Source organism: Micromonospora inyonensis (assembly GCF_900091415.1).
GTDB classification, from domain to species: Bacteria; Actinomycetota; Actinomycetes; order Mycobacteriales; family Micromonosporaceae; genus Micromonospora; species Micromonospora inyonensis.
This window is the reverse complement of the sequence record NZ_FMHU01000001.1, coordinates 129626-155012: the sequence shown is the minus strand read 5'-3', so window position 1 is coordinate 155012 and position 25387 is coordinate 129626. Positions and strand designations below refer to the sequence as shown.

Sequence of the window (25387 nt, the reverse complement as noted above, 5' to 3'; positions counted from 1 at the left end):
TTCAAGCTCCTGGGATGTCTTTCCTGATCAACGGCAACTCCGGGAAGGGCCCGTCCAGCCCCGCCGACCAGGGCGGGTTCACCGGCTGGACGATGGTCGGAGTGGACCCGGTGACCCCGCAGGAGGCTGAGCGCGCCCGACGTGACGCGCTGGTCGAGGGCCCGCGCTGGGTGGCCGCAGAGTTCCGGGCACACGTCGACCGGCTCACCCTGGCCGCCCCCGACACCGTCGCGGTCGGCACCCCGGCGACGGTGACCGCGACGATCACGCAGCCCGGGGGCCGTACCGTGCCGGTGGCCGCGCCGGCCAGCGCGGACTGGTCGGCGTCGCCGAGCGTCCACGTCGGCCCGGCGGACGGGGTGAAGCCCTGGCAAGTGGCCCGCTTCGATCCGGCCACCGGCACGCTCACCGCGCTGCGACCGGCCGACTCGGTGGTGCTCGCGGTGACCGTCAACGGCGTACGCGCCGAGGCGACGCTGCGGCTCACCGCCACGTCCGGGGCGGTCGCCTCGGCCGCCTGAGGTGGTAGCAGGGGTCCCCTCCTACCGCATTCTGTGGAGGAGGGGACCCCTGCAGGCACCCGGCACCAGGCATCCAGCATCCGGCATCCGGCGCACCCGCACCCGCCGCACCCGGCGCATCCGGCACCCGGCATCCGGCGCATCCGGCACCGGCGCGACCAGCACCCTCAGAAGTTGCCCTCGGCGACCTGGAAGACGGTCAGGCCGACGTCGCGCCACATCCGGACCACCTGCATGCGGTCGTCGAAGACCCCGACGACCCGGTACCGGTCGCGCAACTCGCTCTCGTAGATCTCGCGTTTGACGATCGAGTCCTTCCGGTTGTCGCCCACCGCCCGCAGGTGCAGCGCCAGGTAGGGCACCCGGACGTGCCGGTCCAGCCAGGCCACCGTGTCGGCGCGGGCGGAGGCGTCCCGGCCGGAGCAGAACACCACCCCGTAGCCGGCCCCGTGCATCGCCCGGACCGCCGCGATGACCGCCTCGTTCGGCACGTCCTCGCTAACCCGGGTCATGTCGTACGGGCTGCGGGAGACGTGCAGCGCGACCGTGCCGTCGATGTCCACCAGGACGACGTCGGTCGGTTCCGGGCCCGGCGGGCTCACCCGGGCCGGGCCGCCCGGCGGCACCTCGGGCACCGGCAGGGGCAGCGGACGGTTGGCCAGGAAACGCTCGTGCAGGCGGCGGATGGCCTCCTCGCCGACCCGGTCCTCGGCCGGTCGGGCCGCGTCCCGGCGCAGGCACTCCTCCAACGGGACGTCGGTGAAGTCGTGCACCTCGAAGCCGGCCCCGTACCGGGCGGCCAGCCGGGCCCAGTCCCGCAGGGTGCGGGCGCGCAGGTTGGTGTCGTCCACGCAGACGTCCACCCGGGCCCGCAGCAGGGCCTCCACCTGCGCCCGCTGGGCGGTGGTGACCTGGGACTCCGCCCACTGGGTGAACAGCCGGCCACCGTGCAGCATGCGGCGCAGGTCGTCCCGGTTGACGCGGACGACCGACGGTTGGAGCGTCCGGGCGAAGGTGGTCTTGCCGGAGGCCGGCAGCCCCCGGGTGGCGATCAGACGGGTCACCCCGTCACGGTAGTGAATGGTCCCGGTCGGGGCGGGAATGCCGGTGGTGCGGACCGTGTTGGGGCAGCTGTGTGGCCCGGTTTCCGGGTCGGCGGAAGCCCATGGCACACTGGTCAATCGGCCACCGGTTCCGGTTCACGCCCGATCCCGCACAGGCACGACCTGCGCGGGCGGCGACCCGGCGACCACCCACGAGAGGACCGAAGGCGACATGAAAGCCAACATCCACCCGGAGTATGTGACCACCGAGGTCACCTGCTCCTGCGGCAACTCCTTCACCACCCGCAGCACCGCCAAGGGCGGCTCGATCCACGTCGAGACGTGCAGCGCCTGCCACCCGTTCTACACGGGTAAGCAGCGGGTGCTCGACACCGCGGGTCGGGTCGCGAAGTTCCAGCAGAAGTACGCCAAGGTTCAGGCGAAGAAGGCCAAGTAGCCGTCCGTTCGACGCCCGCGTCCGGTTCACCACCGGGCGCGGGCGTCGTCCGTCTCTGCCCGAATCCGCGCCGACCGCAGGGAGTACGAGCATGAGCAGTGAGCGCCTGGTGGCCCTCCTCGACGAGTACGCCGAACTGGAGAAGCGGTTGGCCGACCCGGCCATCCACGCCGACCAGGGCACGGCGCGCCGGGTCGGGCGGCGCTACGCCGAACTGGTGCCGCTGCACAAGGCGGCCGGTGAACTGGAGCAGGCGCGCGCCGATCTCGTCGCCGCCCGGGAGCTGGCGGCCGAGGACCCGTCCTTCGCCGCCGAGGCGGAGTCCATCGCGGCGACCCTGCCCGAGCTGGAGGAGCGCCTGGCGGAGCTGCTGATTCCCCGCGACCCGCACGACGCCAAGGACGTGATCGTCGAGATCAAGGCCGGCGAGGGCGGTGAGGAGTCGGCGCTGTTCGCCGCCGACCTGTTGCGCATGTACACCCGGTACGCCGAGCGGCGTGGCTGGCTCACCGAGGTCCTCGACGCGCAGGACTCCGACCTGGGCGGGGTCAAGGACGTCTCGCTGGCGATCAAGACCAAGGGCGTCCCGGAGGGGGGCAACGGGGTGTGGTCCCGGCTCAAGTGGGAGGGCGGCGTGCACCGGGTGCAGCGCGTCCCGGTCACCGAGTCGCAGGGCCGCATCCACACCAGTGCGGCCGGTGTCCTGGTGCTCCCGGAGGCCGAGGAGGTCGACGTCACGATCGACCCGAACGAGCTGCGTATCGACGTCTTCCGTTCGTCCGGCCCGGGTGGCCAGTCGGTCAACACCACCGACTCGGCGGTCCGGATCACCCACGTGCCGACCGGGATCGTGGTCTCCTGCCAGAACGAGAAGTCGCAGCTGCAGAACCGGGAGCAGGCGATGCGGATCCTGCGGGCCCGGCTGCTCGCCGCCGCCCAGGAGCAGGCCGACGCCGCCGCCTCCGACGCCCGCAAGGCGCAGGTGCGCACCGTCGACCGTTCCGAGCGGATCCGCACCTACAACTTCCCGCAGAACCGGATCACCGACCACCGGATCGGCTACACCGCGTACAACCTGGACCTGGCCCTCGCCGGTGAGCTGGACGGCGTGCTCGACGCCCTCACCGAGGCCGACCGCGCCGCCCGCCTGGCCGGGGACCCGGAGCTCGGTCGCCGCTGAACCGATCCGACGCCCGCCCCGCCCGGTGGTAGCAGGGGTCCCCTGTTACCGCATTCTGTCGAGGAAGGGCCCCCTGCAACCAAAGGGGGCCTACACCGTGAGCGGGTCGGGGGCGGTGCGGGGTCAGCCGGGGCGGGTGCGGGACTTGGCGCGCAGCATCTGCTGGTCGGCCGCGTCGAAGGCGGCGCGGATGGCGTCCCGGCCCAACGGTGCACCGGCATTGACCTCGGCGAAGCCGATGGTCACCCGGACCGGGGTGCCCGGAACCAGGGACTCCCAGTCCTCGGTCCGGATGGCCGCGTCGACCCGGCGGGAGACCTCGGCCGCCTCCTCGATCCCGGTGCCGGCGAGCACCACCACGAACTCGTCCCCGCCGTAGCGGGCCACGAAGTCGCCGCGCCGCATCACCCGGTTGATCACTCCGGCCACCCGCTGCAACACCAGGTCGCCGGAGTGGTGTCCGTGCCGGGTGTTGACCGCCTTGAAGCCGTCCAGGTCGCAGACGCCGATGACCAGCCGCTCACCCCGGTTGACCATGCCGGCGATGTGGCGTTCCAGCCGGCGACGGTTGGGCAGCCCGGTCAGCGGGTCGGTCAGCGCCTCACCCTCGAACCGGGCGGCCTCGCGGCGCATCTCCTCGTGGTCGATGCGGGCCGCGATGCCGTCGATGTAGACGTCCCGCAGCCGGTCGTTGCGCTGCGCGGCGAGCCGGAACGCCATCCGGTCGGCCCGGTGGGCGCCGGCGTGGTCCCCGGCCGTGGTCAGCGCGATGCTGCGCAGCCGGGCCGGTTCGGCCGCGCCGAGCGTCTCGGTGGAGACCGAGGCGGTGTCCAACCGGGTGATCGCTTCGGCCGGTCGGCCGTCGGCGACGGCCAGGCAGACCTTCCCGAGCTGGCGGAAGTCGCGGGCACGGGCGCTGTCGCCACCGAACCCGAGCAGCCGGACGGGGTCGTTCTCGGTGCCGGTCTCCACCGGGTCGCCCAGGGCGGCGCGGCGTGCGACGGTGTAGCCGTACGCGGCGAGACTGCTCGGGCGCAGCCGCCCGGCCCGCCCGGTACGCCGGAAGCGGTCGAGGTCGGCGGCGACGTCCCGGAGCACCCGCAGGCAGCCGTCGCTGTCGCCGTTGTGGTCGAGGGCGACGGCGTTGCGCAGCCGGATCCCGGGTGCGGCGAACGTCTCCTCGGGGATGCCGGCCGCCAGCCCGAGCTGCCGTGCCTTCTCGATGGCGGTCAGCGCGTAGCCGTGGAAGCTGAGGTACGAGTACGTCATCGCCAGGTCGTGCCAGCCCCACGCGGTGTCCCGGTCCGGGTCCTCCACCGCGGTCAGCATGCGGGCGGCGCGGACCAGGTGGGTGACGCACCGGTCGAGGGCGCCCTGGTGGTGCGCGGCCAGTGCGGCCAGCGCGTGCAGGTGCCCGTGCAGGTACGGCTCGGGCAGGTCCCGGACGGCGGTGGCTGCCTCCTCGATGGCCCGGGTGAACTCGGCCGTCCGACCGAGGTTGATCAGCGCGGAGAGGCGCTGGACCCGGGCGTCGGCGCGGGCGAACGGGTCGGTGGTGGTGCGGAGCACCTGGTCGAGGAGGACGCACGCCTCGGCGGACCGGCTCGCCTCCTGGAGGTCGCGCGCCTTCGTGAGAGCGTCAACCTGGTCGGTGACCCGGTCGAGCCAACCCACCCGCAGCCTCCCGTCCGCGCCGGCTCCGGCGCCGCACCGTGGTCGCCCCGGGACACCCCGGCGAGCCCGCGTCCCGCTGTCGGTCCACGCCACGGGCGCACCAGGGAAGGACGCGCCCGTTCGGGGTGACGTACGCGACGCTTCATGATTATGTCGTGACTGTCACGCCGCAACAGCCGTCCGAAGGGACGAACAACCGACACCCGTGTCCGCCGGTGCTCGCCCGGGTGACCCGGATCCTCGCCGGGGCGGGCGTCGACGCCCCCCGGACCGAGGCGGAACTGCTCGCCGCCCACGTGCTCGGGGTGCCCCGGGGCCGGCTGCTGCTGGCCGACGGCCTCACCGGCGACCAGCTCGCCCGGCTGGACGCCCTGGTGGCGCGTCGGGCGGCCCGGGAACCGTTGCAGCACCTGACCGGGACCGCCGGCTTCCGGCACCTGGAGCTCGCGGTCGGCCCGGGTGTTTTCGTCCCCCGCCCGGAGACCGAGCTGCTCGTGGAGTGGGGGATCGCCCGGGCCCGGGGGAGTGCCGAGCCGCTGGTGGTGGACCTGTGCAGCGGCTCCGGCGCGGTCGCGCTCGCGGTCGCCCAGGAGGTGCCGGGGGCCCGGGTGGTGGCGGTGGAACGGTCGACGGCGGCGCTGGCCTGGCTGCGGCGCAACGCGGCGGACCGGGCCGCCGCCGGGGACCGGCCGATCGAGGTGGTCGAGGCGGACGTCGCCGACCCCGCGCTCCTCGGCGAGCTGACCGGCCGGGTCGACGTCCTGCTCTGCAATCCGCCGTACGTGCCGGCCGGGACCGCCGTACCGCCCGAGGTGGCCGGTCACGACCCGGCGGAGGCGGTGTTCGGCGGGGCGGACGGTCTGGCCGTGGTGCGGCCGGTGGTCGCGGCGGCGGCCCGGCTGCTGCGGTCCGGCGGGGCGCTGGCGGTCGAGCACGACGACACGCACGGCCGCGCGGTGCCCGAACTGATCGGTGCCGACGGTCGGTTCGACGCCGTCAGCGGCCATGCCGACCTCGCCGGCCGCCCCCGATTCACCACCGCCCTGCGCCGCCCCGAGCACGTGCCGTCCGGGGCGTGGCAGACTGGCTCCTCGTGATGCTCTACGACTGCCGGTCGCTGGCCGATCGGGACCGCGGCATCGCCGCGGCGATCGAGGCCGTCAAGAATGGCGAACTGGTCGTCCTGCCGACCGACACGGTGTACGGGATCGGCGCGGACGCCTTCACCCCGTTCGCGGTGAAGGCGTTGCTGGACGCGAAGGGTCAGGGTCGGCAGGCGCCGCCGGTGCTGATCGGTTCCCGGCACACCCTGGACGGGCTGGTGTTCACCCTGCCCCGGGCGGCCCGGGACCTGGTGGAGGCGTTCTGGCCGGGGGCCTTGACCATCGTCGTGGAGCATTCGCCCAGCCTCCAGTGGGACCTGGGCGATACCAACGGCGTGGTCGCCGTGCGGATGCCGCTGCACCCGGTGGCGCTGGAGGTGCTGCGGGAGACCGGCCCGATGGCGGTCTCCTCGGCGAACAAGTCCGGCCAGCCGGCGGCGCTCACCGCCGAGCAGGCCCGGGACCAGCTCGGGTACGCGGTCCGCGCCTACCTGGAGGCCGGGCCCTGCCCCGACCCGGTGCCCAGCACGATCGTGGACCTGACCGGCGAGGTGCCGCAGATGGTGCGCGAGGGGGCCATCTCGTTGACCGAGCTGCGTGACGTGGTGCCCGACCTCGAGAGCCGGGTGGCGTAGGTGCCACCCTTCACCGTCCTGCACGTCTGCATGGGGAACATCTGCCGGTCGCCGATGGCCGAGCGCCTGCTGGCGCTGGCCGTCCGGGAGCGGCTCACCCGGCGCGCACTCGACCCGGAGCGGGCCGAGGAGCTGCTGCACAGCCACAGCGCCGGCACCGGGGGCTGGCACGTCGGGGCGGAGATGAACCCGCCGGCGGCCCGGCAGGTCGCCGCCCGGGGCGGGGACAGCGCCGGGTTCGCCGCCCGCCGGCTGCGGTCCGACCAGATCGACGCCGCGGACCTGGTGCTCACCGCCACCGTCGACCAGCAGGAGTACGTGCTGGCGCTGCGCCCGGACGCCGCCGGGCGGACCTTCGTGCTGGGCGAGTTCGGCCGGCTGCTCGGCGCGGTGGACGGGGCTGCCCTGCCCCCGGCCGAGGCGTCCCCGGAGGCGGTGTACGCCCGGGGAACGGCCCTGGTCGCGGCGGTCCACGCCGCGCGCGGGGTCGCCACCGCGCTGCCCACCGACGACCTGGACGACCCGTGGGGCCGGGGGGACCAGTGCTTCAGCCGGGTCGCCGACGAGATCGAGGAGACGGTGCAGCCGCTCGCGACGCTTCTGCTGCCCTGACCCGCCCGCCTGCGCGGAACTACCGGTTCTGCCAGCAGTTCGGGGAAGTTCGTGGCCTTCTACGAATTATCTGCTGATTTGCGGAAAGGGCGACTCCGGCCAGCCGGTCCGGGCCATTCTGAACGGGTCCTAGCCCAGCTCCTGCTCAGGAGAGCGGATGACCCAGGCCCGTCTGCACAAGCTGCTGACCGTGGTGATCGCCGGCACGCTGGCCGGGCTGGTGCTCGCCACGGCGGCCCTGCCCCTCGCGCTGGTGCTGGGGCTCGGCTTCTCCACGCTCGCCGCCCCGTACTCCGAACTGCCGGAGCACCTGGTCACGCCCCCGACCGCGCAGCGCTCCACGCTCTACGCCGCCGACGGCACCACCGAGATCACCTCCTTCTACGAGGAGAACCGGGCGGACGTGCCGTTGACCGAGGTGGCCCCGGTGATGCGACAGGCGATCCTCGCCGCCGAGGACGCCCGCTTCTACGACCACAGCGGCGTCGACCTGCGGGGCATCGCCCGGGCGTTCACCGCCAACCGCAGCGGCCCGGTCCGCCAGGGTGCCTCCACGCTGACCATGCAGTACGTCCGGAACGTGCTGAGCAGCGACCCGACCCTGAGCGAGGAACAGCGGAAGGCGGCCAGTGAGATCAGCACCGCCCGCAAGATCCAGGAGATCCGGTACGCCCTGGCGCTCGAACGCGAGCTCGACAAGGACGAGATCCTCGGCCGCTACCTGAACATCGTCTACTTCGGCGCCGGGGCGTACGGCGTCGCGACGGCCAGCCGGCGCTACTTCTCCAAAGCCCCGGCCGACCTGACCCTGGCCGAGGCGGCGCTGCTCGCCGGACTGGTCCAGTCACCGCACACCGACGACCCGATCCACGGTGACGCCGACGCGGCGCTGCGCCGGCGGGGGTACGTGCTGGACCGGATGGTGGAGACCGGCGCGGTCGCGCCCGCCGAGGCCGACCGGGCCCAGGCGGAGGGCCTCGCCCTGAAGCCGAGCGTGCAACCCGACGACTGCGCGGCGGTCCCCGAGGAGCGCAACGACTGGGCTTTCTTCTGCGACTACTTCACCGACTGGTGGAACCGGCAGCCGGCGTTCGGCGCGTCGGTGGACGAGCGGCAGCGGACGCTGCGCCGGGGCGGCTTCCGGATCGTCAGCTCCCTCGACCCGGACGTGCAACGCGACACGCAGGACCGGGTGCTGGCGGTGTACGGCACGCACAGTCCGCACGCGCTGCCCACCGCCGTGGTGCAACCGGGCACCGGGCGGATCCTCGCCATGGCGGTCAACCGCACCTACGGCCTGGCTCCCAACCCGCCCGGGCAGGAGAACCGCCCGCACACCGTCAACCAGCTGGTCGCAGGGGGCGACGGCATCGACGGCTACCAGGCCGGCTCGACGTTCAAGATCTTCACCGTGCTGGCCGCGCTGGAGGCCGGGTTCCCCCTGGACACCCGTTTCGTCGCGCCGAGCCGGATCGTCACCGGGTGGCCGGTCGACGGTCCGACGAGCTGCGGCGGGCGCTGGTGTCCGGCGAACGCCGACCCGGCGTCGATGGACGGCGAGCACACCATGTGGACCGCCTTCGGCCGATCGGTGAACACGTACTTCGTCTGGCTCGCCGAGCAGGTCGGCATGGACCGGGTGGTGGCGATGGCCGAACGGCTCGGCATCGTGCTGCGCGCCGACGAGGACGCCCGTCGCGCCCGCTACGGCGCCCGCCAGTGGGGCCCGTTCGTGCTGGGCGTCGCGGCCACCACCCCGCTCGACCTGGCCACCGCGTACGCCACGGTGGCCGCCGAGGGGGTCCGCTGCACGCCCCTGCCGGTCAGCATGATCGTCGACCGTGGGGGCCGACCGTTGGACGCCGCCCGGCCGGACTGCCGTCGGGTGCTGGACGCGGACGTGGCGCGCGCGGCGGCCGACGTCGCCCGTTGTCCGGTCGGGGACCAGTCGGCGTACGGGCGCTGCGACGGCGGAACCGCCGCCGGCCTGCGGACCCGGGCCGGTCGTCCGGTGATCGGCAAGACCGGCAGCTCCGAGGGGTACGGCACGGAGACGGTGGTGGTCGCCACCCCGCAGCTCGTGGTCGCCTCGATGGCCGCCAACCCGGACGACCCCCGGGACCCGGCCGGCAAGACGGTGCAGGCCAGGATGGTCGAGATGGCCGCCGGCATCGTCGCCACCGCCCTGCGTGGCCAGCCGGTCCGCGACTTCACGCGACCGAGCGAGACGATCGCCCGGTGGGGCACCGGCCGCCGCGCGGGCGACTGACCGGACCACGGACGGACTTCGCCCGGCGACGGGCCGCGGGCGGACCGTGCGGCACGGGCGGCCGTTCCCCGGCGGTGGCCCAGGGGCGGCGGCTCAGGGTCGGACCGGTGCGGTGCGGGCGGCCTGCCCGGCGCCGCGCGCGATGTTGCGGGCCATCCCGCCGAAGACCACCGCGTGGAACGGGGCGACCGCGGCCCAGTAGGCGTGCCCGGCCAGCCCGCGCGGCAGGAAGACGGCGCGTTGCGCGTACCGGCTCCCGCCGTCGTCGGTCGGCTCGACGCGCATCTCCAGCCAGGCCCGGCCGGGCAGGCGCATCTCCGCCCGCAGCCGCAGCAACCGGCCCGGGACGATCTCCTCGACCCGCCAGAAGTCGAGCGCCTCGCCCACGTAGAGCCGCTGCGGGTCACGCCGGCCCCGGCGCAGCCCCACCCCGCCGACCAGCCGGTCCAGCCACCCGCGCAGCGACCAGGCCAGGGGGAAGGAGTACCAGCCGTGCTCGCCGCCGACTCCCTCGACCACCCGCCACAGCGCGTCCGGCGGGGCGTCCACCCGGCGTTCCCGGAGGTCGGTGTAGACCGAGCCGCCGGACCACTCCGGGTCGCTGGGCAGCGGCTCGGCCGGCGCGTCCGGCCCGCTCGCGGTGGACCAGCGCGTCTCCACCTCGGCGTGGCGGACCTTCGCCAGGGCCAGCCGGACCGCCTCGTCGAAGCCGGTCAGCCCGCCCAGCGGGTCGGGGACGTACTGCGCGATGTCGTGCTCGTGGGCCACCGCCTCCTGGACCAGGCTCTCCACCAGCGGCCGGGCGATCCGGTTCGGCACCGGCGTGACCAGGCCCACCCAGTGCGAGGAGAGCGACGGGGTCAGCGGCCGGACCGGCAGGATGATCCGGCGGCGCAGCCCGGCCACCGTGGCGTACCGCTGCATCATCTCGGCGAAGGTGAGCACGTCCGGCCCGCCGACGTCGAAGGCCCGGTTCACCTCCGGCGGCAGGTCGGCGGCGGCGACCAGGTAGCGCAGCACGTCCCGGACCGCGATCGGCTGGATCCGGTTGCGCACCCAGCGCGGCGTGACCATGACCGGCAGCCGTTCGGTGAGGTACCGCAGCATCTCGAACGAGGCCGAACCGGACCCGATGATCACCGCCGCCCGGAGCACCACGGTCGGTACCCCGCTGGCCAGCAGGGTCCGCCCCACCTCGCTGCGGGACCGCAGGTGGGGGGAGGGGCGCGTGTCCGCGGCCGGCTCCGGCCCACCCAGGTAGACGATCCGGCGTACGCCGGCCGCGTGGGCCGCCCGGGCGAAGTGGGTGGCCGCCTCCCGATCGGCGGCCTCGAACCCGGCCTGTCCGAGCGAGTGCACCAGGTAGTAGGCGACGTCGACGTCCGCGAAGGCTGCCGGCAGCGTCTCCGGCCTGCGCAGGTCGCCCTCCACCACCTCGGCCCCGGCCGCCCACGGCACGTCCCGTAGCCGCCTCGCCGTCCGGGCCAGAGCGCGCACGGTGTGGCCCCGGGCGAGCAGTCGGGGCGCGAGTCGCCCGCCGATGTAGCCGGTGGCACCGGTGACCAGGCATCTCATGGTCTCCAGTCTGGGGCCCCATAGACTCTGGCGTTGTGGACAACGCGACGCCCACCTTCTGGGGGCCGGATTTCGAGCAGCTCAGGGTCACCGACCCGGAGATCGCGTCGGTGGTGCTCGGCGAGCTGGACCGGCTGCGCGGCGGCCTCCAGCTGATCGCCAGCGAGAACCTCACCTCACCGGCGGTGCTCGCCGCGCTCGGCTCGACGCTGACGAACAAGTACGCCGAGGGCTACCCGGGCCGTCGCTACTACGGCGGCTGTGCCGACGTGGACCGGGCCGAGGAGATCGGCATCGCCCGGGCGCGGGAACTGTTCGGGGCGGAGCACGCCAACCTCCAGCCGCACTCCGGGGCGAGCGCCAACCTCGCCGCGTACGCCGCCCTGGTCCAGCCGGGTGACACCGTGCTGGCGATGGACCTGCCGCACGGCGGTCACCTCACCCACGGCAGCCGGGTCAACTTCTCCGGCAGGTGGTTCGCCACGCTCGGCTACACCGTCCGCCCGGACACCGAGCTGATCGACTACGACGAGGTGCGGGACCTGGCCCTCGCCCACCGCCCGAAGATGATCATCTGTGGCGCGACCGCGTACCCGCGCCTGATCGACTTCGCCCGCTTCCGGGAGATCGCCGACGAGGTCGGGGCGTACCTGATGGTGGACGCCGCCCACTTCATCGGTCTGGTCGCCGGCGGAGCCGTGCCCTCCCCGGTGCCGTACGCCGACGTGGTCTGCGCGACCACGCACAAGGTGCTGCGCGGCCCGCGCGGCGGCATGATCCTCTGCCGGGAGTCGCTGGCCGCCCGGATCGACAAGGCGGTCTTCCCGTTCACCCAGGGCGGCCCGCTGATGCACGCCGTCGCGGCCAAGGCCGTCGCGCTGCGCGAGGCCGCGCAGCCGGAGTTCCGGGCGTACGCCGAGCAGGTGGTCCGCAACGCGCGGGCGCTCGCCGACGGGCTGGCCGCCGAGGGGATGCGCCCGGTCTCCGGCGGCACCGACACCCACCTCGCCCTGGTCGACCTGCGCGCGCTCGGGGTGACCGGGGCCGCCGCCGAGGCCCGCTGCGACGCGGCCGGCATCACGCTGAACAAGAACGCCATCCCGTACGACCCGCAGAAGCCGATGGTCGCCTCCGGCATCCGGGTCGGCACGCCCAGCGTGACCACCCAGGGTATGCGCGAGCCGCAGATGGGGCTGATCGCCACGTTGATCGCGCGGGCGGTGCGGACCGACCCCGGCGGGCCCGACGGGCCGACCGCACTGACCAGGATCGCCGGCGAGGTGGCCGAGCTGGTCCGTGAGTTTCCGGCGTACCCCCGATGATCCGCCAGCGCCTGCGGCACCTGGTCGTGCCGCTGCTCAGTTCCGCACTGCTGCTGGTGCTCGCCACCGGAGCCGGCTGGCTGGTCGACGGCGGCGTCGGCGCGGCCGGTGGGGCGGCGGGGGTGGCGCTGGTCACCTTCAGCTACACGTTGTCGAGTATGGTGCTCGCCTGGGCCGACTCCGTCCACCCGAAACTGGTGATGAGCGTCGGGTTGACCGCGTACGTCACCAAGTTCCTCTTCTTCGGCGTGGGGATGTTCGGCGTCGTCGACACCGGCTGGGGCGGGATCCGGATGATGGCCGCCGCCATGATCGTCGCGACCATCGGCTGGGTGACCGCCCAGGTCTGGTGGACGTTCCGCGACCACCGTCCCCAGGTGAGCACCCCCGGTGGCTGATTCCGGCTGTCGGGTTGCCGTCGCCACGCCGGGGATGGAGTTCCGTCGAGCGCGAGACAGGCGTAGCCTATCCGCCAGTCGAGGCTTCCCTGACCCACACGACCAGGTTGTGCGGGGGGTGACTCACAGCCTCGTTCGAGCGGCTGATACCGTTCGCTCCGTCATGGCCGACGACCGATCCGACAAACGTCCCGCACCCCACGGTGTGGACGCGGGTTGGGCTGCGGTCGGTTACCTGCTCGGCGGCATGGCCGTCTGGGGCGGGGCCGGCTGGCTCGTCGACCGGTGGCTGGATCTTCCGAACGTCGGGTTGCTGATCGGACTGATCGGCGGCACGGCTGCGGGGGTCTACCTGACCATGAAGAGGCTGGGCGCCTGACCATGCCCGACCGACGGAGGGTTCGAGTTGACTGAGCTGCCGACCTACGCCGCCGCGGACATCCGGGCGGCGGAGTTCCCCCCCGGCGTTGACAGCTTCAACTACCGCAGCCTGATTCCCGGCTTCGAGGGTACGGCCTGGGAGCCGGCCTTCACCAAGATCGCTCTGCTGGTCTGGATCGCGGCTGCCATCGCCATCCTCTTCTTCCTGCTCAGCTACCGGAACCCGCAGCTGGTCCCGACCAAGCGGCAGTGGATGGCCGAGTCGGTCTACGGGCTGGCCCGGGACAACATCGCCAAGGACATCATCGGCCACCAGGGCGTGCGCTTCGCGCCGTACCTCGCCTCGCTCTTCGTCTTCATCCTGCTGCTGAACATCTGGGGCATCTTCCCGTTCGCGCAGATCTCGCCGAACTCGCACATCGCCTTCCCGATCGTGCTGGCCATCTCCAGTTGGCTGGTCTACGTCGCGGTCGGCATCCGCAAGCACGGCTTCTTCGGCTACATCAAGGCCAGCTGCTGGGTCGGCGGCGCACCGCTCTGGGTCCAGCCGATCCTGGTGCCGATCGAGTTCGTGTCGAACCTGGTGCTGCGCCCGGTCACCCTCGCGGTCCGGTTGTTCGCCAACATGTTCGCCGGCCACATGATCCTGCTGGTCTTCACCCTCGGTGGCGTGGCGCTGCTCAACGCTGAGTCGATCTTCATCAAGCCGGTCGCCCTGCTCAGCTGGGCCATGGCGATCCTGATGACGTTCTTCGAGCTGGGCATCCTGATCCTGCAGGCGTACGTGTTCACCCTGCTGACCGCGACCTACCTGCAGTCCTCGCTCGCCGACGAGCACTGAGGCGCCGGCGCGCACCGCTCCATCCCCCGTTCGACAACTGAAAAGTTCACCTAGTCGAACGCGTGACGGTCACGCGTTCCCCGCAGGAGGAAACCAACCATGTTCCTGGCCGAGATCTCAGGCAACGTCAACGTCATCGGCTATGGCATCGCGGCGCTCGGCCCGGGCATCGGTGTGGGCCTGGTGTTCGCCGCCTACATCCAGGCGACCGCCCGCCAGCCGGAGAGCGCCGGCCTGACCCGGGTCTACATGTTCATGGGCTTCGCCGTGGTCGAGGCGCTGGCCCTGCTCGGTCTGGTGCTCGCGTTCGCCCTCGGCGGCTGAGACCCAGCCAGCGCTTAGCTGAATCGGCCGGCCCCTGGTGGTCGGCCGCTGGCGAAGGGGAGTGTCCATGTACCTAGCAGCGGAAGAGGGCGGGAACATCCTGCTCCCGCCCCTGGCTGAGATCATCGTCGGTCTCGTCGCGTTCGGCCTCGTCCTCTGGGTGTTGAGCAAGTTCGTCTTCCCCCGCATGGAGGCGATGTACCAGGCCCGGGTCGACGCCATCGAGGGTGGCATCAAGCGCGCCGAGGCCGCCCAGGCCGAGGCGAACCAGCTGCTCGAGCAGTACCGCGCGCAGCTCGCCGAGGCGCGTACCGACGCCGCCAAGATCCGGGACGACGCCCGGGCCGACGCGGAGGGCATCCGGCAGGACATCCTCGCCAAGGCGCGGGAGGAGTCCGACCGGATCATCGCGGCCGGCAAGGAGCAGCTCGCCGCCGAGCGGGCCACCATCGTGCGTGAGCTGCGCACCGAGGTCGGCACCATCGCGGTCGAGCTGGCCAGCCGGATCGTCGGGGAGTCGCTGGCCGACGAGGCCCGCCGCAAGGGCACCGTCGAGCGGTTCCTCACCGACCTCGAGAGCACGGGAGCCCGCTGATGCAGGCCGCCAGCCGGGAGTCGTACCGGGTCGCCAACGAGCACCTGGCCACGTACGCACGCGGCGCGCAGCCGGACGCCGTGGTCGCCACCGCAGACGACCTGCTCGCCGTGGCGGGTCTGCTGCGGCGGGAGCCCCGGCTGCGCCGGGCGCTCTCCGAGCCGGCCCGGTCCGGCGCGGACCGCGCCGCGCTCCTCGGCGACATGCTGCGGGGCAAGATCGACGCGGGTGCGCTCGACCTGCTGGCCACCCTGGTCTCCGGCCGTTGGTCGGCGCCGTCGGAACTGCTCGACGGTGCCGAGCGGCTCGGGGTGGAGGCGCTGCTGGCCAGCGCCGACGCCGCCGGTGACCTGGGCGAGGTGGAGGACGAGCTGTTCCGCTTCGGCCAGGTGGTCGCCGCCGAGCCGACGCTCGCCGCAGCGCTGGGCGACTCGCGGGCCCCGGCCGAGCAGCGGGCCGTCCTGGCCCGGGAGCTGCTGGCCGGCAAGGCCCGTCCGGTCACCGTCCGCCTCGTCGAGGTGGCGCTGAGCGGGTTCGGCGGACGCTCCCTCACCGGTGGACTCACCAGGCTGGTCGAGCTGGTCGGCGAGCGTCGCGACCGGCAGATCGCCTACGTGACCGTGGCGGCCCCGTTGACCGAGGACGAGGAGCACCGACTGGGTGCCCGCCTCGCCGCGATATACGGTCGGGAGGTCTCCGTCAAGCAGACGGTGGACCCCGAGATCCTCGGTGGCGCCAGCGTGCGGGTCGGCTCCGACCTGTACGACGGCACCGTCCTGCGCCGCCTCAACGAGACCCGCAACGCGCTCGCGAAGCGCTGACCAGCCCAGCCGCTCAGCGCCCTGAATGACAGACGCCATTCGGACCGGTCGGTACTAGGTATCCCGGGCCCCTGATACTTAAGGAAGCAGAGGATGGCCGAGCTGACCATCTCGACGGAGGAGATCCGCGGCGCCCTGGAGCGCTACGTCTCCTCCTACTCGCCCGACGTCTCCCGCGAGGAGGTCGGTACCGTCGCCGACACCGGTGACGGCATCGCCCACGTCGAGGGGCTCCCCTCGACCATGACCAACGAGCTCCTGGAGTTCGAGGACGGCACGCTCGGCGTGGCGCTGAACCTCGACGTCCGGGAGATCGGTGTCGTCGTCCTCGGCGACTCCGCCAAGCTCGAGGAGGGGCAGCGCGTCAAGCGCACCGGCCGGGTCCTCTCGGTGCCGGTCGGCGACGCCTTCCTCGGTCGCGTGGTCAACGCGCTCGGCCAGCCGATCGACGGTCTCGGCGACATCCCCGACGAGGGCTACCGCGAGCTGGAGCTCCAGGCTCCGAACGTGATGTCCCGGCAGTCGGTGTTCGAGCCGATGCAGACCGGTATCAAGGCGGTCGACGCGATGACCCCGATCGGTCGGGGTCAGCGGCAGCTGATCATCGGTGACCGGAAGACCGGCAAGACCACGGTCGCCCTGGACACCATCCTCAACCAGCGGGACAACTGGCGCTCCGGCGACCCGAAGAAGCAGGTCCGCTGCATCTACGTCGCCATCGGGCAGAAGGCCTCCACCATCGCGTCCATCAAGGGCGTGCTGGAGGAGGCGGGGGCGATGGAGTACACCACCATCGTCGCCTCCCCGGCCAGTGACCCGGCCGGCTTCAAGTACCTCGCCCCGTACACCGGCTCCTCCATCGGGCAGCACTGGATGTACGGCGGCAAGCACGTCCTGATCGTCTTCGACGACCTGAGCAAGCAGGCCGAGGCGTACCGCGCGGTCTCGCTGCTGCTGCGCCGCCCGCCGGGCCGTGAGGCGTACCCGGGTGACGTCTTCTACCTGCACTCCCGGCTGCTGGAGCGCTGCGCGAAGCTCTCCGACGAGCTGGGTGGCGGCTCGATGACCGGTCTGCCGATCATCGAGACGAAGGCCAACGACATCTCGGCCTTCATCCCGACCAACGTCATCTCGATCACCGACGGTCAGATCTTCCTGGAGACCGACCTGTTCAACCAGGGCGTCCGGCCGGCGATCAACGTCGGTACCTCGGTCTCCCGGGTGGGTGGTGCGGCCCAGGTGAAGCCGATGAAGAAGGTCGCCGGTTCGCTGCGGCTGAACCTGGCCCAGTACCGCGAGCTGGAGGCGTTCGCCGCCTTCGCCTCCGACCTGGACCGGGCCTCCCGCGCCCAGCTGGAGCGGGGTTCCCGCCTGGTCGAGCTGCTCAAGCAGCCGAACTACTCGCCGTACCCGGTGCAGGAGCAGGTCGTCTCGGTCTGGGCCGGCACCGAGGGCAAGCTGGACGACGTCCCGGTCGGCGAGATCCGTCGCTTCGAGTCGGAGTTCCTCCAGTACCTCCGGCACAAGCACGAGGGCGTCCTGGCCGCGATCGCCGACAACACGTGGGACGACGAGATCGTCGGCTCGCTGGACCGGGCGATCACCGAGTTCAAGCAGGTCTTCCTCGGCCAGCAGGAGGAGCGTCGGATCAACGAGGCCCCGGCCAAGCCGCTGGAGGGCGAGGTGGGCCGCGAGAAGGTCACCCGCTACAGCGGCGACGACGTCGAGAAGCAGTAGGGCTGACTCATGGCGGCCCAGGTACGCGTTCTTCGTCAACGGATCCGCTCGGCGAAGGGGATGAAGAAGATCACCAAGGCGATGGAGCTCGTGGCGACGAGCCGCATCGCCAAGGCCCAGGCCCGGGTGGTGGCATCCCTGCCGTACGCCGAGGCCATCACCGGCGTGCTCACGGCGCTGGCCTCCAACGCGCGGATCGACCACCCGCTGCTCACCCCGCGTGAGCGGGTGCGGCGGGCCGGCGTCCTGCTGGTGACCTCCGACCGGGGCCTGGCCGGTGGTTACAGCTCCAACGCGATCAAGATGGCGGAGTCGCTGGTCGCCCGGTTGCAGTCCGAGGGCAAGGAGCCTGTGCTCTACGTCATCGGCCGCAAGGGCGTCGGCTTCTACAAGTTCCGCAACCGCCCGGTCGAGGCGAGCTGGACGGGCTTCTCGGAGCAGCCGGACTTCGCCTCCGTCCGCGAGGTCGGCGAGACCCTGATCCGGGCGTTCGCGGCCGGCGCGGACGACGTCGACGGCGGGGCCGGGCCGGACGGGGTGCGCGGTGTGGACGAGTTGCACATCGTCTACACCGAGTTCAAGTCCCTCATCACCCAGGTCCCGGTGGCGAAGGTCATCGGCCCGATGCAGATCGAGGACCGGCCCCGGTCCGAGGGTCTGCTGCCGGCCTACGAGTTCGAGCCGGATGCGGAGGCGCTGCTCGACGCGCTGCTGCCGAAGTACATCAACACGCGGATCTACGCGGCGTTGCTGGAGTCGGCGGCGAGCGAGTCGGCGGCCCGGCGGCGGGCGATGAAGAGCGCCACCGACAACGCCGAAGAGATGATCGAGAAGTACACGCGGGAGATGAACTCGGCCCGCCAGGCCGGGATCACCCAGGAGATCAGCGAGATCGTCGGCGGCGCGAACGCGCTCGCCGCGTCGGGAAGTGAAGTGTGATGACTGTTTCCGCAGTTGCTGGTGGACCAGCTGAGACCAAGACGGCCACGGGTCGCGTGGTCCGGGTCATCGGCCCGGTCGTCGACGCCGAGTTCCCGCGCGACGCCATGCCGGCCCTGTTCAACGCCCTGAACGTCGACGTGACGCTCTCCGGCGGCGAGAAGACGCTGACCCTGGAGGTCGCCCAGCACCTGGGTGACAACCTGGTCCGCGCGATCTCGATGCAGCCGACCGACGGTCTGGTCCGCGGTGCCGTGGTGCGTGACAGCGGCTCGCCGATCAAGGTGCCGGTGGGTGACGCGGTCAAGGGCCACGTCTTCAACGCCATCGGCGAGTGCCTCAACCTGACCGAGGGCGAGACGCTCGACCCGGACGACCACTGGCAGATCCACCGCAAGGCCCCGGCCTTCGCGGACCTGGAGCCGAAGACCGAGATGCTGGAGACCGGCATCAAGGTCATCGACCTGCTGGCCCCGTACGTCAAGGGTGGCAAGATCGGCCTGTTCGGTGGCGCGGGCGTGGGCAAGACGGTGCTCATCCAGGAGATGATCACCCGGGTGGCCCGGAACTTCGGTGGTACCTCGGTCTTCGCCGGGGTGGGGGAGCGGACCCGCGAGGGCAACGACCTCATCGCCGAGATGACCGAGTCCGGCGTCATCGACAAGACCGCGCTGGTCTACGGCCAGATGGACGAGCCGCCGGGCACCCGGCTGCGGGTCGCCCTCTCCGCGCTGACCATGGCGGAGTACTTCCGCGACGTCAAGAAGCAGGAGGTGCTGCTCTTCATCGACAACATCTTCCGCTTCACCCAGGCCGGTTCCGAGGTCTCCACCCTGCTCGGCCGGATGCCGAGCGCGGTGGGCTACCAGCCGACCCTGGCCGACGAGATGGGCGAACTCCAGGAGCGGATCACCTCCGTCCGGGGCCAGGCCATCACCTCGATGCAGGCGATCTACGTGCCGGCGGACGACTACACCGACCCCGCTCCGGCCACCACCTTCGCCCACCTCGACGCCACCACCAACCTGGAGCGGTCGATCTCCGACAAGGGCATCTACCCGGCGGTGGACCCGCTGGCGTCCTCGTCCCGGATCCTCGCCCCGGAGTTCGTCGGCGCCGAGCACTTCGCGGTCGCGACCGAGGTCAAGCGGATCCTCCAGAAGTACAAGGACCTGCAGGACATCATCGCGATCCTCGGTATCGAGGAGCTTTCCGAGGAGGACAAGCTCACCGTCGGCCGGGCCCGCCGGATCGAGCGCTTCCTGTCGCAGAACACGTACGCCGCCGAGCAGTTCACCGGCGTGCCGGGCTCCACGGTCCCGATCAAGGAGACCATCGAGGCGTTCAAGAAGATCAGCGAGGGCGAGTACGACCACTTCCCCGAGCAGGCCTTCTTCATGTGCGGTGGCCTCGAAGACCTGGAGCGCAAGGCTGCGGAGCTGATGAAGGAGGGCTGATCCACCGATCAGCACCGACCTCTCGTCGGCTCTTGTCCGAGGCCGTCCCGGTTCGCCGGGGCGGCCTCGGCCGTTCCGGGTGTGCGCCCTCGGCCGTTCCGCGTGTCGGGTTGACAGGCCGACGGCGCTCGATGCGACAGTGGCCGTGCTGGCGAGGTACCGTCGGATCCGCAACATTCACGTGTCGAGCGTTGACGTCCGCAGTGAACAGGTGGCTCGCGCCCGTCTCCTCCTCATGGGCGTGAGGAATGGAGATGCACGTGGCTCGGAGCGGTAAGCGGGGCGCGAAGCCGTCCGTGTGGGCGGGGGTGCCCCGGTGGGCTCGGCTCTGCACGATCTTCGGCTCGGTGTTGCTGGTGCTCAGCGGCGCGGTGCTGGTGGGTTACGAGGTCCTGATCAGCCGGTACGAGGGCTCGGTCGGCAAGGGCGACCTCTTCGGCGACAACGCGGCCGGGGCGCAGGAGCGCCGCAAGGAGATCAAGGGGCCGCTCGACATCCTGCTGGTCGGGGTGGACCCGCGCAAGCCGGCGGATCCTCCGCTCGCCGACTCGATCATGGTCATGCACATTCCGGCCGAGCTGGACCGGGCGTACCTCTTCTCCCTGCCGCGCGACCTGCGTGTGGAGATCCCGGCGTTCAGCAAGTCCGGCTTCGACGGGGGCACCGACAAGCTCAACGCCGCGATGTCGTACGGCAGCCGGGTGCCCGGCCGGAACCCGGACGCGAACGTCGGCTTCGAACTGCTCGCCAAGACCATCCAGCAGGAGACCGGCATCGCCCGCTTCGACGCCGGGGCGATCATCAACTTCAACGGGTTCAAGAAGATCGTCGACGCGATGGGCGGCGTCGAGATGTACATCGAGCGGGAGGTGCGCTCCGAGCACCGCGAGCCGGACGGCACCCACCGGGAGCCGCTGCCGGGCGGCGGGGGCTACGTCGGCCCGCAGGCGGTCTACCCGAAGGGCACCCAGCGGCTGGAGGGGTGGCAGGCGCTGGACTACGTCCGGCAGCGTTACCCGAAGAACGGGGTGCCGGACGCTGACTACGGCCGCCAGCGCCACCAGCAGCAGTTCGTCAAGGCGATGGCGAGCCAGGCGTTCAGCGCGGACGTGGTGACCAATCCGATCAAGCTGGACCGGGTGCTCCGCGCGGCCGGCGAGTCGCTGGTCTTCAGCGGCCGGGGGAACAGCATCGTCGACTTCGCCTTCACCCTGAAGGACCTCCGGCCGGACGCGATCCAGATGGTCAAGCTCCCGGCGGAAAGTATCGGCACCGGTTCGGGGTACCGGGGGGAACAGTTCCTGCCCGAGGCGGACGAGTTCTTCGCCTCGCTGCGCAACGGAACCGTCGACGCGTTCATGCTCGAACACCCCGATTTCCAGAACAAGGCCAAGTAGGGAGTGTCGCAGCTCTCGGTACCCGCGTTAGTGGGGGCAGGGGGCGCGCGACTAGACTTCTGCCAACCGCCGCCCGCCGCAGCAAGGAGACAGCGTGGCACAGCAGCTTCACGTCGAGCTCGTAGCCGTCGAGGAGAAGGTCTGGTCCGGCGAGGCCGAGATGGTCGTCGCCCGGACGACCGAGGGCGAGCTGGGTGTCCTGGCCGGCCACGCACCGCTGCTCGGCCAGCTCGCCGAGCCCGGCCAGGTCCGGATCAAGTTGCCCGGCGGCGAGCAGGTCGCGTACGAGGTGGCCGGCGGCTTCCTCTCGGTCAGCCGCGAGGGCGTCACCGTGCTCGCCGAGAGCGCCACCCCGGTCTCCGCCTCGCAGAGCCACTGAGCCGTACCGCCGATGGAGATCGTGGAGGGGATCGGAATCGGCCTCGCCGTCCTGGTCGCGGCGTTCCTGATCCTCTTCCTCCGGCGGGCCCTGGTGACCCGCACCGGCGGCACCATCCAGGTCCACGTCCGGGTCTCCACCCTGCTCGACGGTCGGGGCTGGTCACCCGGCCTCGGCCGCTTCGCCGGCGACGAACTCCGGTGGTACCGGATGTTCAGCTTCGCCCTCCGCCCCAAGCGGGTGCTCTCGCGGGAGACCCTGGTGGTCCGCCGACGGCGGCTCCCGGAGGGACGGGAACGGCTCTCCCTGCCCGCTGACTGGGTGATCCTGAGCTGTACGAGTCAGCAGACCCCGATCGAGATCGCCATGGAGCGGTCCGCGGTCACCGGATTCCTCTCCTGGCTCGAGGCCGCCCCGCCCGGGGCGGCCTCGCCGCGTCTGGCCCACCAGGACTGGCCCGCCGCCTGACCGGTTGCGCCTGACCGGGCCGCCCCGACGGCCGCTGCGGCCGAAGTCCGTTGCGCCGTTGCCCGGACCGTAGTCCGTTGCGCCGCCGCCCTGGCCGGCGAGACCACTGCCGGATCGGTCATTTCCGCCGCCGCAGTGCGCTGCCCCCGAACGCGGATGAGCGCGGCCAGGTCGGGTACCCGGCCCTCGACGGGGTGGGGTGCCCGGCCCGGCCGGGAACGTCGGTCAGCGCTTACCGCCGGGAACCCATAGCACATCTCCGTCCGGATTTGCCGTTCTTGCCAGGATGAAGAGCAGATCGGAGAGCCGGTTGAGATACTTTGCCGGAAGGGTGCTGGTTCGTTCGGGGTCGTGGCTGACGAGGGCCCAGGCGGCCCGCTCGGCACGTCGAGCGACGGTCCGGGCCACGTGCAGCAACGCCGCGCCGGCGGTTCCGCCGGGAAGAATGAAGGAGTCGAGCTTGCCCAGGCGCGCGTTGAACCCGTCGCACCAGCCCTCCAGGCGCTCCACGTACTCCTCGGTCACCCGCAGCGGCGGGTACGCCGGCTCCGGCTCGACCGGCGTGGCCAGGTCGGCACCGACGTCGAAGAGGTCGTTCTGGATCGAGGCCAGGACGGGCCGCAGTTCCTCCGACAGCTGGCCCAGGGCCAGCGCCACCCCGATCGCCGCGTTGCACTCGTCGACATCGGCGTACGCCGCGATCCGGGGATCGGTCTTCGCTACCTGCTCGTTGTTGCTCAGCCTGGTCGTGCCGGCGTCGCCGGCCCTGGTGTAGATGCGCGTGAGGTGGACGGCCATGACGCACAGCCTACGGATACCTGACCTGACGATGCTTGCCCGGCCGGAGCCGGTCGTCCCGACCCGGCTGGGCCCGGGGCCCGGCGACGCCGGGGATCTGGCGCTCAGAGACGTCGATGTGATCCGGGTCCGGGGCGGAGCCCGGCTCGCCGGCACGGTGCACGTCGTGGGCGCGAAGAACTCCGCCCTGAAGCTGATGGCCGCCGCACTCCTCGCCCCGGGGCGGAGCGTGATCACCAACGTCCCCCGGATCACCGACATCGCGATCATGGGGGAGGTGCTGCGCCGGCTCGGCTGCGGTGTCCGCTTCGACGCCGACGCCCCGGTCGACCCGATGGTCGCGCACGGTGGCGTGGCCCGGTCCCGCTCGGTCACCATCGACGTGCCGGACCAGCCCGGCTCCGACGCCGACTACGACCTGGTACGCCGGCTGCGTGCCTCGATCTGCGTGCTCGGCCCGCTGCTCGCCCGCCGGGGAAACGTGCGGGTGGCCCACCCCGGCGGGGACGCGATCGGCTCCCGAGGGCTGGACATGCACGTCTCCGGACTCACCCGGATGGGCGCCGAGATCTCCGGCGAGCACGGCTTCGTCGTCGCCGCCGCCCCGCACGGACTGCACGGTGCCGAGATCGTCCTGGACTTCCCCAGCGTCGGCGCGACCGAGAACCTGGTGATGGCCGCGGTGCTCGCCCGCGGTCTGACGGTGATCGAGAACGCCGCCCGGGAGCCGGAGATCGTCGACCTCTGCGCGATGCTGGTCCGGATGGGTGCGCGGATCTCCGGCGAGGGGACCTCCACCATCGAGATCGAGGGCGTACCGGACCTGAAGCCGGTGCGGCACGCCACGGTGGGGGACCGGATCGTCGCCGGCACGTGGGCGTTCGGCGCGGCGATGACCCGGGGGGACGTCACGGTCACCGGGGTCAGCCCGACCTTCCTGGAGATCGCCCTGGACAAGCTGGTCGCCGCCGGTGCCCTGGTGGAGACCCGGGGGGACGCCTTCCGGGTCCAGATGGACGACCGGCCGACCGCGGTGGACGTGGTGACCCTGCCGTACCCGGGCTTCGCCACCGACCTGCTGCCGATGGCGATCGGACTCGCCTCGGTCAGCGAGGGCGCTTCCCTGATCACGGAGAACATCTTCGACGGCCGGTTCATGTTCGCCAACGAGATGATGCGGCTCGGCGCGGACATCAAGACCGACGGCCACCACGCGGTGGTACGCGGCCGGGAGCAGCTCTCCGGCGCGCCGGTCCGTGCCACCGACATCCGCGCCGGGGCCGGGCTGATCATCGCGGGACTATGTGCCGACGGAGACACGGAGGTCTCCCACGTGCACCACGTCGACCGGGGCTACCCCGATTTCGTCGCCGACCTGCGGGCGCTCGGGGTCGAGGTGGAACGGGGCCGCACCTCGGAGGAGCCCGCGCTCACCATCTGACCGCGCCGCCCACGTAGCCCAACAGACCCCCGCCCCGACCCACCCGCGACCGGTCGGCCTTAACCTTCGCTAAGGAACGCCCACTAGGGTGCTGGACAGAGCACTCAACACCAGGCGAGGGAGAAAGCAGATGGCGGGTCGACTCGCGGTCGTCGGGGCCGGGCTGATGGGTTCGGGCATCGCCCAGGTGGCGGCACAGGCGGGCTGGCAGGTGACCCTGCGGGACCTGGACGACGCGGCCACCGCACGCGGCGTCGCCGGTATCCGGAAGTCGCTGGAGAAGTTCGCCGAGAAGGGTCGGATCGAGGCGTCGGAGGTCGAGGCGACGCTCGGCCGGATCACCCCGACCACCGATCTGGAGGCCGTCGCCGACGCGGACATCGTCGTCGAGGCGGTCTTCGAGCGGCTGGAGATCAAGCACGAGGTCTTCCGGGCACTGGACAAGATCTGCAAGGCGGACGCGGTGCTGGCCACCAACACCTCGGCCATCCCGGTGACCCAGATCGCCGCGGTCACCGGGCGGCCGGAGTCGGTGGTCGGCACGCACTTCTTCTCGCCGGTGCCGATGATGCGGCTCTGTGAGTTGGTCCGGGGCTACAAGACCAGCGACGGGACGCTGGCGACCGCGCGGGCCTTCGCCGAGGAGGTCGGCAAGACGGTGGTGGTGGTGAACCGGGACATCGCCGGCTTCGTCACCACCAGGCTGATCGCCGCGCTGGTGGTCGAGGCGGTCAAGCTGGTCGAGTCCGGCGTGGTCTCCGCCGAGGACCTGGACACGGCCTGCCGGTTGGGCTTCGGTCACGCGATGGGGCCGCTGGCCACCACCGACCTGACCGGCGTGGACGTGCTGATGCACGCGGCGAAGAACATCTACACCGACACCGCCGACGAGAAGTTCTTCCCGCCGGAGCTGCTCCAGCGCATGGTCACCGCCGGTGACCTGGGCCGCAAGAGCGGCAAGGGCTTCTACACGTACTGAGGGGTGGTCGCGGCCGGCCCGAGTGGTTGCAGGGGTCCCCT

26 protein-coding genes are annotated in these 25387 nt (G+C 71.9%); 22 read left to right on the top strand and 4 right to left on the bottom strand.

The window, feature by feature from the left end; translation table 11 throughout:
* Positions 1-14: 14 nt before the first annotated feature.
* Positions 15-521 carry a hypothetical protein gene (locus GA0074694_RS00755; RefSeq protein WP_091450878.1) on the top strand — a complete coding sequence of 169 codons (507 nt, stop codon included), beginning with the start codon at positions 15-17 and terminating at the stop codon, positions 519-521.
* 167 nt (positions 522-688) lie between these two features.
* On the opposite strand, the gene GA0074694_RS00750 is transcribed toward GA0074694_RS00755, so the two are convergent.
* Entirely contained in the window at positions 689-1585 is an 897-nt protein-coding gene (locus GA0074694_RS00750) for a phosphatase domain-containing protein (RefSeq protein WP_091458443.1), read from the bottom strand.
* Between the two features lie 211 nt (positions 1586-1796).
* Here GA0074694_RS00750 and rpmE point away from each other — a divergent pair, with 211 nt between their 5' ends.
* Both rpmE and prfA read left to right on the top strand, forming a co-directional pair.
* On the top strand, positions 1797-2021 hold the full coding sequence (rpmE, locus tag GA0074694_RS00745; RefSeq protein ID WP_091450875.1) for a 50S ribosomal protein L31: 225 nt from the start codon (positions 1797-1799) through the stop codon (positions 2019-2021).
* A gap of 91 nt (positions 2022-2112) precedes the next feature.
* On the top strand, positions 2113-3201 hold the full coding sequence (prfA, locus tag GA0074694_RS00740; protein WP_091450872.1) for a peptide chain release factor 1: 1089 nt from the start codon (positions 2113-2115) through the stop codon (positions 3199-3201).
* A 123-nt stretch (positions 3202-3324) separates the two neighbouring features.
* Here the strand turns inward: prfA and GA0074694_RS00735 are convergent, their stop codons facing one another.
* The gene (locus GA0074694_RS00735; protein ID WP_091450870.1) at positions 3325-4875 is read right to left on the bottom strand and encodes a GGDEF domain-containing protein; all 1551 of its coding nucleotides are present in this window, start codon (positions 4873-4875) and stop codon (positions 3325-3327) included.
* Positions 4876-5030: 155 nt separating this feature from the next.
* Here GA0074694_RS00735 and prmC point away from each other — a divergent pair, with 155 nt between their 5' ends.
* The 4 genes from prmC to GA0074694_RS00715 all read left to right on the top strand — a co-directional run bounded on the left by prmC (position 5031) and on the right by GA0074694_RS00715 (position 9494).
* The gene (gene prmC / locus GA0074694_RS00730; protein ID WP_176737736.1) at positions 5031-5972 is read left to right on the top strand and encodes a peptide chain release factor N(5)-glutamine methyltransferase; all 942 of its coding nucleotides are present in this window, start codon (positions 5031-5033) and stop codon (positions 5970-5972) included.
* Positions 5972-6613 (top strand): L-threonylcarbamoyladenylate synthase, encoded by a 642-nt coding sequence (locus GA0074694_RS00725; RefSeq protein ID WP_091458441.1) that lies wholly within the window; start codon positions 5972-5974, stop codon positions 6611-6613. Before prmC ends, GA0074694_RS00725 begins: the two co-directional genes overlap by 1 nt.
* Positions 6614-7225 (top strand): arsenate reductase/protein-tyrosine-phosphatase family protein, encoded by a 612-nt coding sequence (locus tag GA0074694_RS00720; RefSeq protein WP_091450864.1) that lies wholly within the window; start codon positions 6614-6616, stop codon positions 7223-7225.
* A gap of 157 nt (positions 7226-7382) precedes the next feature.
* Positions 7383-9494 carry a transglycosylase domain-containing protein gene (locus tag GA0074694_RS00715; protein WP_091450861.1) on the top strand — a complete coding sequence of 704 codons (2112 nt, stop codon included), beginning with the start codon at positions 7383-7385 and terminating at the stop codon, positions 9492-9494.
* 93 nt (positions 9495-9587) lie between these two features.
* Here GA0074694_RS00715 and GA0074694_RS00710 read toward each other — a convergent pair whose 3' ends face one another.
* Positions 9588-11069: an SDR family oxidoreductase gene (locus GA0074694_RS00710; protein ID WP_091450857.1), complete on the bottom strand. Its 1482-nt coding sequence runs from the start codon at positions 11067-11069 to the stop codon at positions 9588-9590.
* Positions 11070-11104: 35 nt separating this feature from the next.
* Between GA0074694_RS00710 and GA0074694_RS00705 the strand changes: the two genes are divergently transcribed.
* The 13 genes from GA0074694_RS00705 (at position 11105) to GA0074694_RS00645 (ending at position 22128) form a co-directional block, all read left to right on the top strand.
* Positions 11105-12391 carry a serine hydroxymethyltransferase gene (locus GA0074694_RS00705; RefSeq protein WP_091450855.1) on the top strand — a complete coding sequence of 429 codons (1287 nt, stop codon included), beginning with the start codon at positions 11105-11107 and terminating at the stop codon, positions 12389-12391.
* A complete protein-coding gene (locus GA0074694_RS00700) occupies positions 12388-12789 on the top strand; it encodes a hypothetical protein (RefSeq protein ID WP_091450852.1) in 402 nt (133 codons plus the stop codon). Before GA0074694_RS00705 ends, GA0074694_RS00700 begins: the two co-directional genes overlap by 4 nt.
* Positions 12790-12952: 163 nt before the next feature.
* Positions 12953-13168, top strand: a complete 216-nt coding sequence (locus tag GA0074694_RS00695; RefSeq protein WP_091450850.1) for an AtpZ/AtpI family protein — start codon at positions 12953-12955, stop codon at positions 13166-13168.
* Between the two features lie 27 nt (positions 13169-13195).
* Positions 13196-14011 (top strand): F0F1 ATP synthase subunit A, encoded by an 816-nt coding sequence (gene atpB, locus GA0074694_RS00690; protein WP_245714494.1) that lies wholly within the window; start codon positions 13196-13198, stop codon positions 14009-14011.
* A 99-nt stretch (positions 14012-14110) separates the two neighbouring features.
* Positions 14111-14335: an ATP synthase F0 subunit C gene (gene atpE, locus GA0074694_RS00685; protein ID WP_091450848.1), complete on the top strand. Its 225-nt coding sequence runs from the start codon at positions 14111-14113 to the stop codon at positions 14333-14335.
* A gap of 67 nt (positions 14336-14402) precedes the next feature.
* Entirely contained in the window at positions 14403-14930 is a 528-nt protein-coding gene (locus tag GA0074694_RS00680; protein ID WP_091450845.1) for a F0F1 ATP synthase subunit B, read from the top strand.
* Positions 14930-15751 (top strand): F0F1 ATP synthase subunit delta, encoded by an 822-nt coding sequence (locus GA0074694_RS00675; protein ID WP_091450843.1) that lies wholly within the window; start codon positions 14930-14932, stop codon positions 15749-15751. Before GA0074694_RS00680 ends, GA0074694_RS00675 begins: the two co-directional genes overlap by 1 nt.
* A gap of 93 nt (positions 15752-15844) precedes the next feature.
* Positions 15845-17488 carry a F0F1 ATP synthase subunit alpha gene (gene atpA, locus GA0074694_RS00670; RefSeq protein WP_091450841.1) on the top strand — a complete coding sequence of 548 codons (1644 nt, stop codon included), beginning with the start codon at positions 15845-15847 and terminating at the stop codon, positions 17486-17488.
* 9 nt (positions 17489-17497) lie between these two features.
* Positions 17498-18427 (top strand): F0F1 ATP synthase subunit gamma, encoded by a 930-nt coding sequence (locus GA0074694_RS00665; protein WP_091450838.1) that lies wholly within the window; start codon positions 17498-17500, stop codon positions 18425-18427.
* Entirely contained in the window at positions 18427-19884 is a 1458-nt protein-coding gene (gene atpD / locus GA0074694_RS00660) for a F0F1 ATP synthase subunit beta (RefSeq protein WP_091450835.1), read from the top strand. Before GA0074694_RS00665 ends, atpD begins: the two co-directional genes overlap by 1 nt.
* Positions 19885-20138: 254 nt before the next feature.
* The gene (locus tag GA0074694_RS00655) at positions 20139-21281 is read left to right on the top strand and encodes an LCP family protein (protein WP_091458437.1); all 1143 of its coding nucleotides are present in this window, start codon (positions 20139-20141) and stop codon (positions 21279-21281) included.
* Positions 21282-21375: 94 nt separating this feature from the next.
* Positions 21376-21660 (top strand): F0F1 ATP synthase subunit epsilon, encoded by a 285-nt coding sequence (locus GA0074694_RS00650; RefSeq protein WP_091450832.1) that lies wholly within the window; start codon positions 21376-21378, stop codon positions 21658-21660.
* 12 nt (positions 21661-21672) lie between these two features.
* The gene (locus tag GA0074694_RS00645; protein ID WP_091450829.1) at positions 21673-22128 is read left to right on the top strand and encodes a DUF2550 domain-containing protein; all 456 of its coding nucleotides are present in this window, start codon (positions 21673-21675) and stop codon (positions 22126-22128) included.
* 225 nt (positions 22129-22353) lie between these two features.
* Here the strand turns inward: GA0074694_RS00645 and GA0074694_RS00640 are convergent, their stop codons facing one another.
* Positions 22354-22926, bottom strand: a complete 573-nt coding sequence (locus GA0074694_RS00640) for a cob(I)yrinic acid a,c-diamide adenosyltransferase (RefSeq protein WP_091450827.1) — start codon at positions 22924-22926, stop codon at positions 22354-22356.
* Between GA0074694_RS00640 and murA the strand changes: the two genes are divergently transcribed.
* Positions 22925-24367: a UDP-N-acetylglucosamine 1-carboxyvinyltransferase gene (gene murA / locus GA0074694_RS00635; RefSeq protein WP_091450824.1), complete on the top strand. Its 1443-nt coding sequence runs from the start codon at positions 22925-22927 to the stop codon at positions 24365-24367. The two genes, GA0074694_RS00640 and murA, sit on opposite strands and share 2 nt — an antisense overlap.
* A 130-nt stretch (positions 24368-24497) precedes the next feature.
* Positions 24498-25346, top strand: a complete 849-nt coding sequence (locus GA0074694_RS00630) for a 3-hydroxyacyl-CoA dehydrogenase family protein (RefSeq protein ID WP_091450822.1) — start codon at positions 24498-24500, stop codon at positions 25344-25346.
* Positions 25347-25387 lie beyond the last annotated feature (41 nt).

What these genes read in the sequence shown, in the direction of transcription:
- GA0074694_RS00755 (WP_091450878.1), top strand. Translation starts at nt 15, where the DNA reads ATGTCTTTCCTGATCAACGGCAACTCCGGGAAGGGCCCGTCCAGCCCC.
- rpmE (WP_091450875.1), top strand. Translation starts at nt 1,797, where the DNA reads ATGAAAGCCAACATCCACCCGGAGTATGTGACCACCGAGGTCACCTGC.
- prfA (WP_091450872.1), top strand. Translation starts at nt 2,113, where the DNA reads ATGAGCAGTGAGCGCCTGGTGGCCCTCCTCGACGAGTACGCCGAACTG.
- GA0074694_RS00725 (WP_091458441.1), top strand. Translation starts at nt 5,972, where the DNA reads ATGCTCTACGACTGCCGGTCGCTGGCCGATCGGGACCGCGGCATCGCC.
- GA0074694_RS00715 (WP_091450861.1), top strand. Translation starts at nt 7,383, where the DNA reads ATGACCCAGGCCCGTCTGCACAAGCTGCTGACCGTGGTGATCGCCGGC.
- GA0074694_RS00710 (WP_091450857.1), bottom strand. Translation starts at nt 11,069, where the DNA reads ATGAGATGCCTGGTCACCGGTGCCACCGGCTACATCGGCGGGCGACTC.
- GA0074694_RS00700 (WP_091450852.1), top strand. Translation starts at nt 12,388, where the DNA reads ATGATCCGCCAGCGCCTGCGGCACCTGGTCGTGCCGCTGCTCAGTTCC.
- GA0074694_RS00695 (WP_091450850.1), top strand. Translation starts at nt 12,953, where the DNA reads ATGGCCGACGACCGATCCGACAAACGTCCCGCACCCCACGGTGTGGAC.
- atpE (WP_091450848.1), top strand. Translation starts at nt 14,111, where the DNA reads ATGTTCCTGGCCGAGATCTCAGGCAACGTCAACGTCATCGGCTATGGC.
- GA0074694_RS00680 (WP_091450845.1), top strand. Translation starts at nt 14,403, where the DNA reads ATGTACCTAGCAGCGGAAGAGGGCGGGAACATCCTGCTCCCGCCCCTG.
- GA0074694_RS00675 (WP_091450843.1), top strand. Translation starts at nt 14,930, where the DNA reads ATGCAGGCCGCCAGCCGGGAGTCGTACCGGGTCGCCAACGAGCACCTG.
- atpA (WP_091450841.1), top strand. Translation starts at nt 15,845, where the DNA reads ATGGCCGAGCTGACCATCTCGACGGAGGAGATCCGCGGCGCCCTGGAG.
- GA0074694_RS00665 (WP_091450838.1), top strand. Translation starts at nt 17,498, where the DNA reads ATGGCGGCCCAGGTACGCGTTCTTCGTCAACGGATCCGCTCGGCGAAG.
- atpD (WP_091450835.1), top strand. Translation starts at nt 18,427, where the DNA reads ATGACTGTTTCCGCAGTTGCTGGTGGACCAGCTGAGACCAAGACGGCC.
- GA0074694_RS00655 (WP_091458437.1), top strand. Translation starts at nt 20,139, where the DNA reads ATGCACGTGGCTCGGAGCGGTAAGCGGGGCGCGAAGCCGTCCGTGTGG.
- GA0074694_RS00645 (WP_091450829.1), top strand. Translation starts at nt 21,673, where the DNA reads ATGGAGATCGTGGAGGGGATCGGAATCGGCCTCGCCGTCCTGGTCGCG.
- murA (WP_091450824.1), top strand. Translation starts at nt 22,925, where the DNA reads ATGACGCACAGCCTACGGATACCTGACCTGACGATGCTTGCCCGGCCG.
- GA0074694_RS00640 (WP_091450827.1), bottom strand. Translation starts at nt 22,926, where the DNA reads ATGGCCGTCCACCTCACGCGCATCTACACCAGGGCCGGCGACGCCGGC.
- GA0074694_RS00630 (WP_091450822.1), top strand. Translation starts at nt 24,498, where the DNA reads ATGGCGGGTCGACTCGCGGTCGTCGGGGCCGGGCTGATGGGTTCGGGC.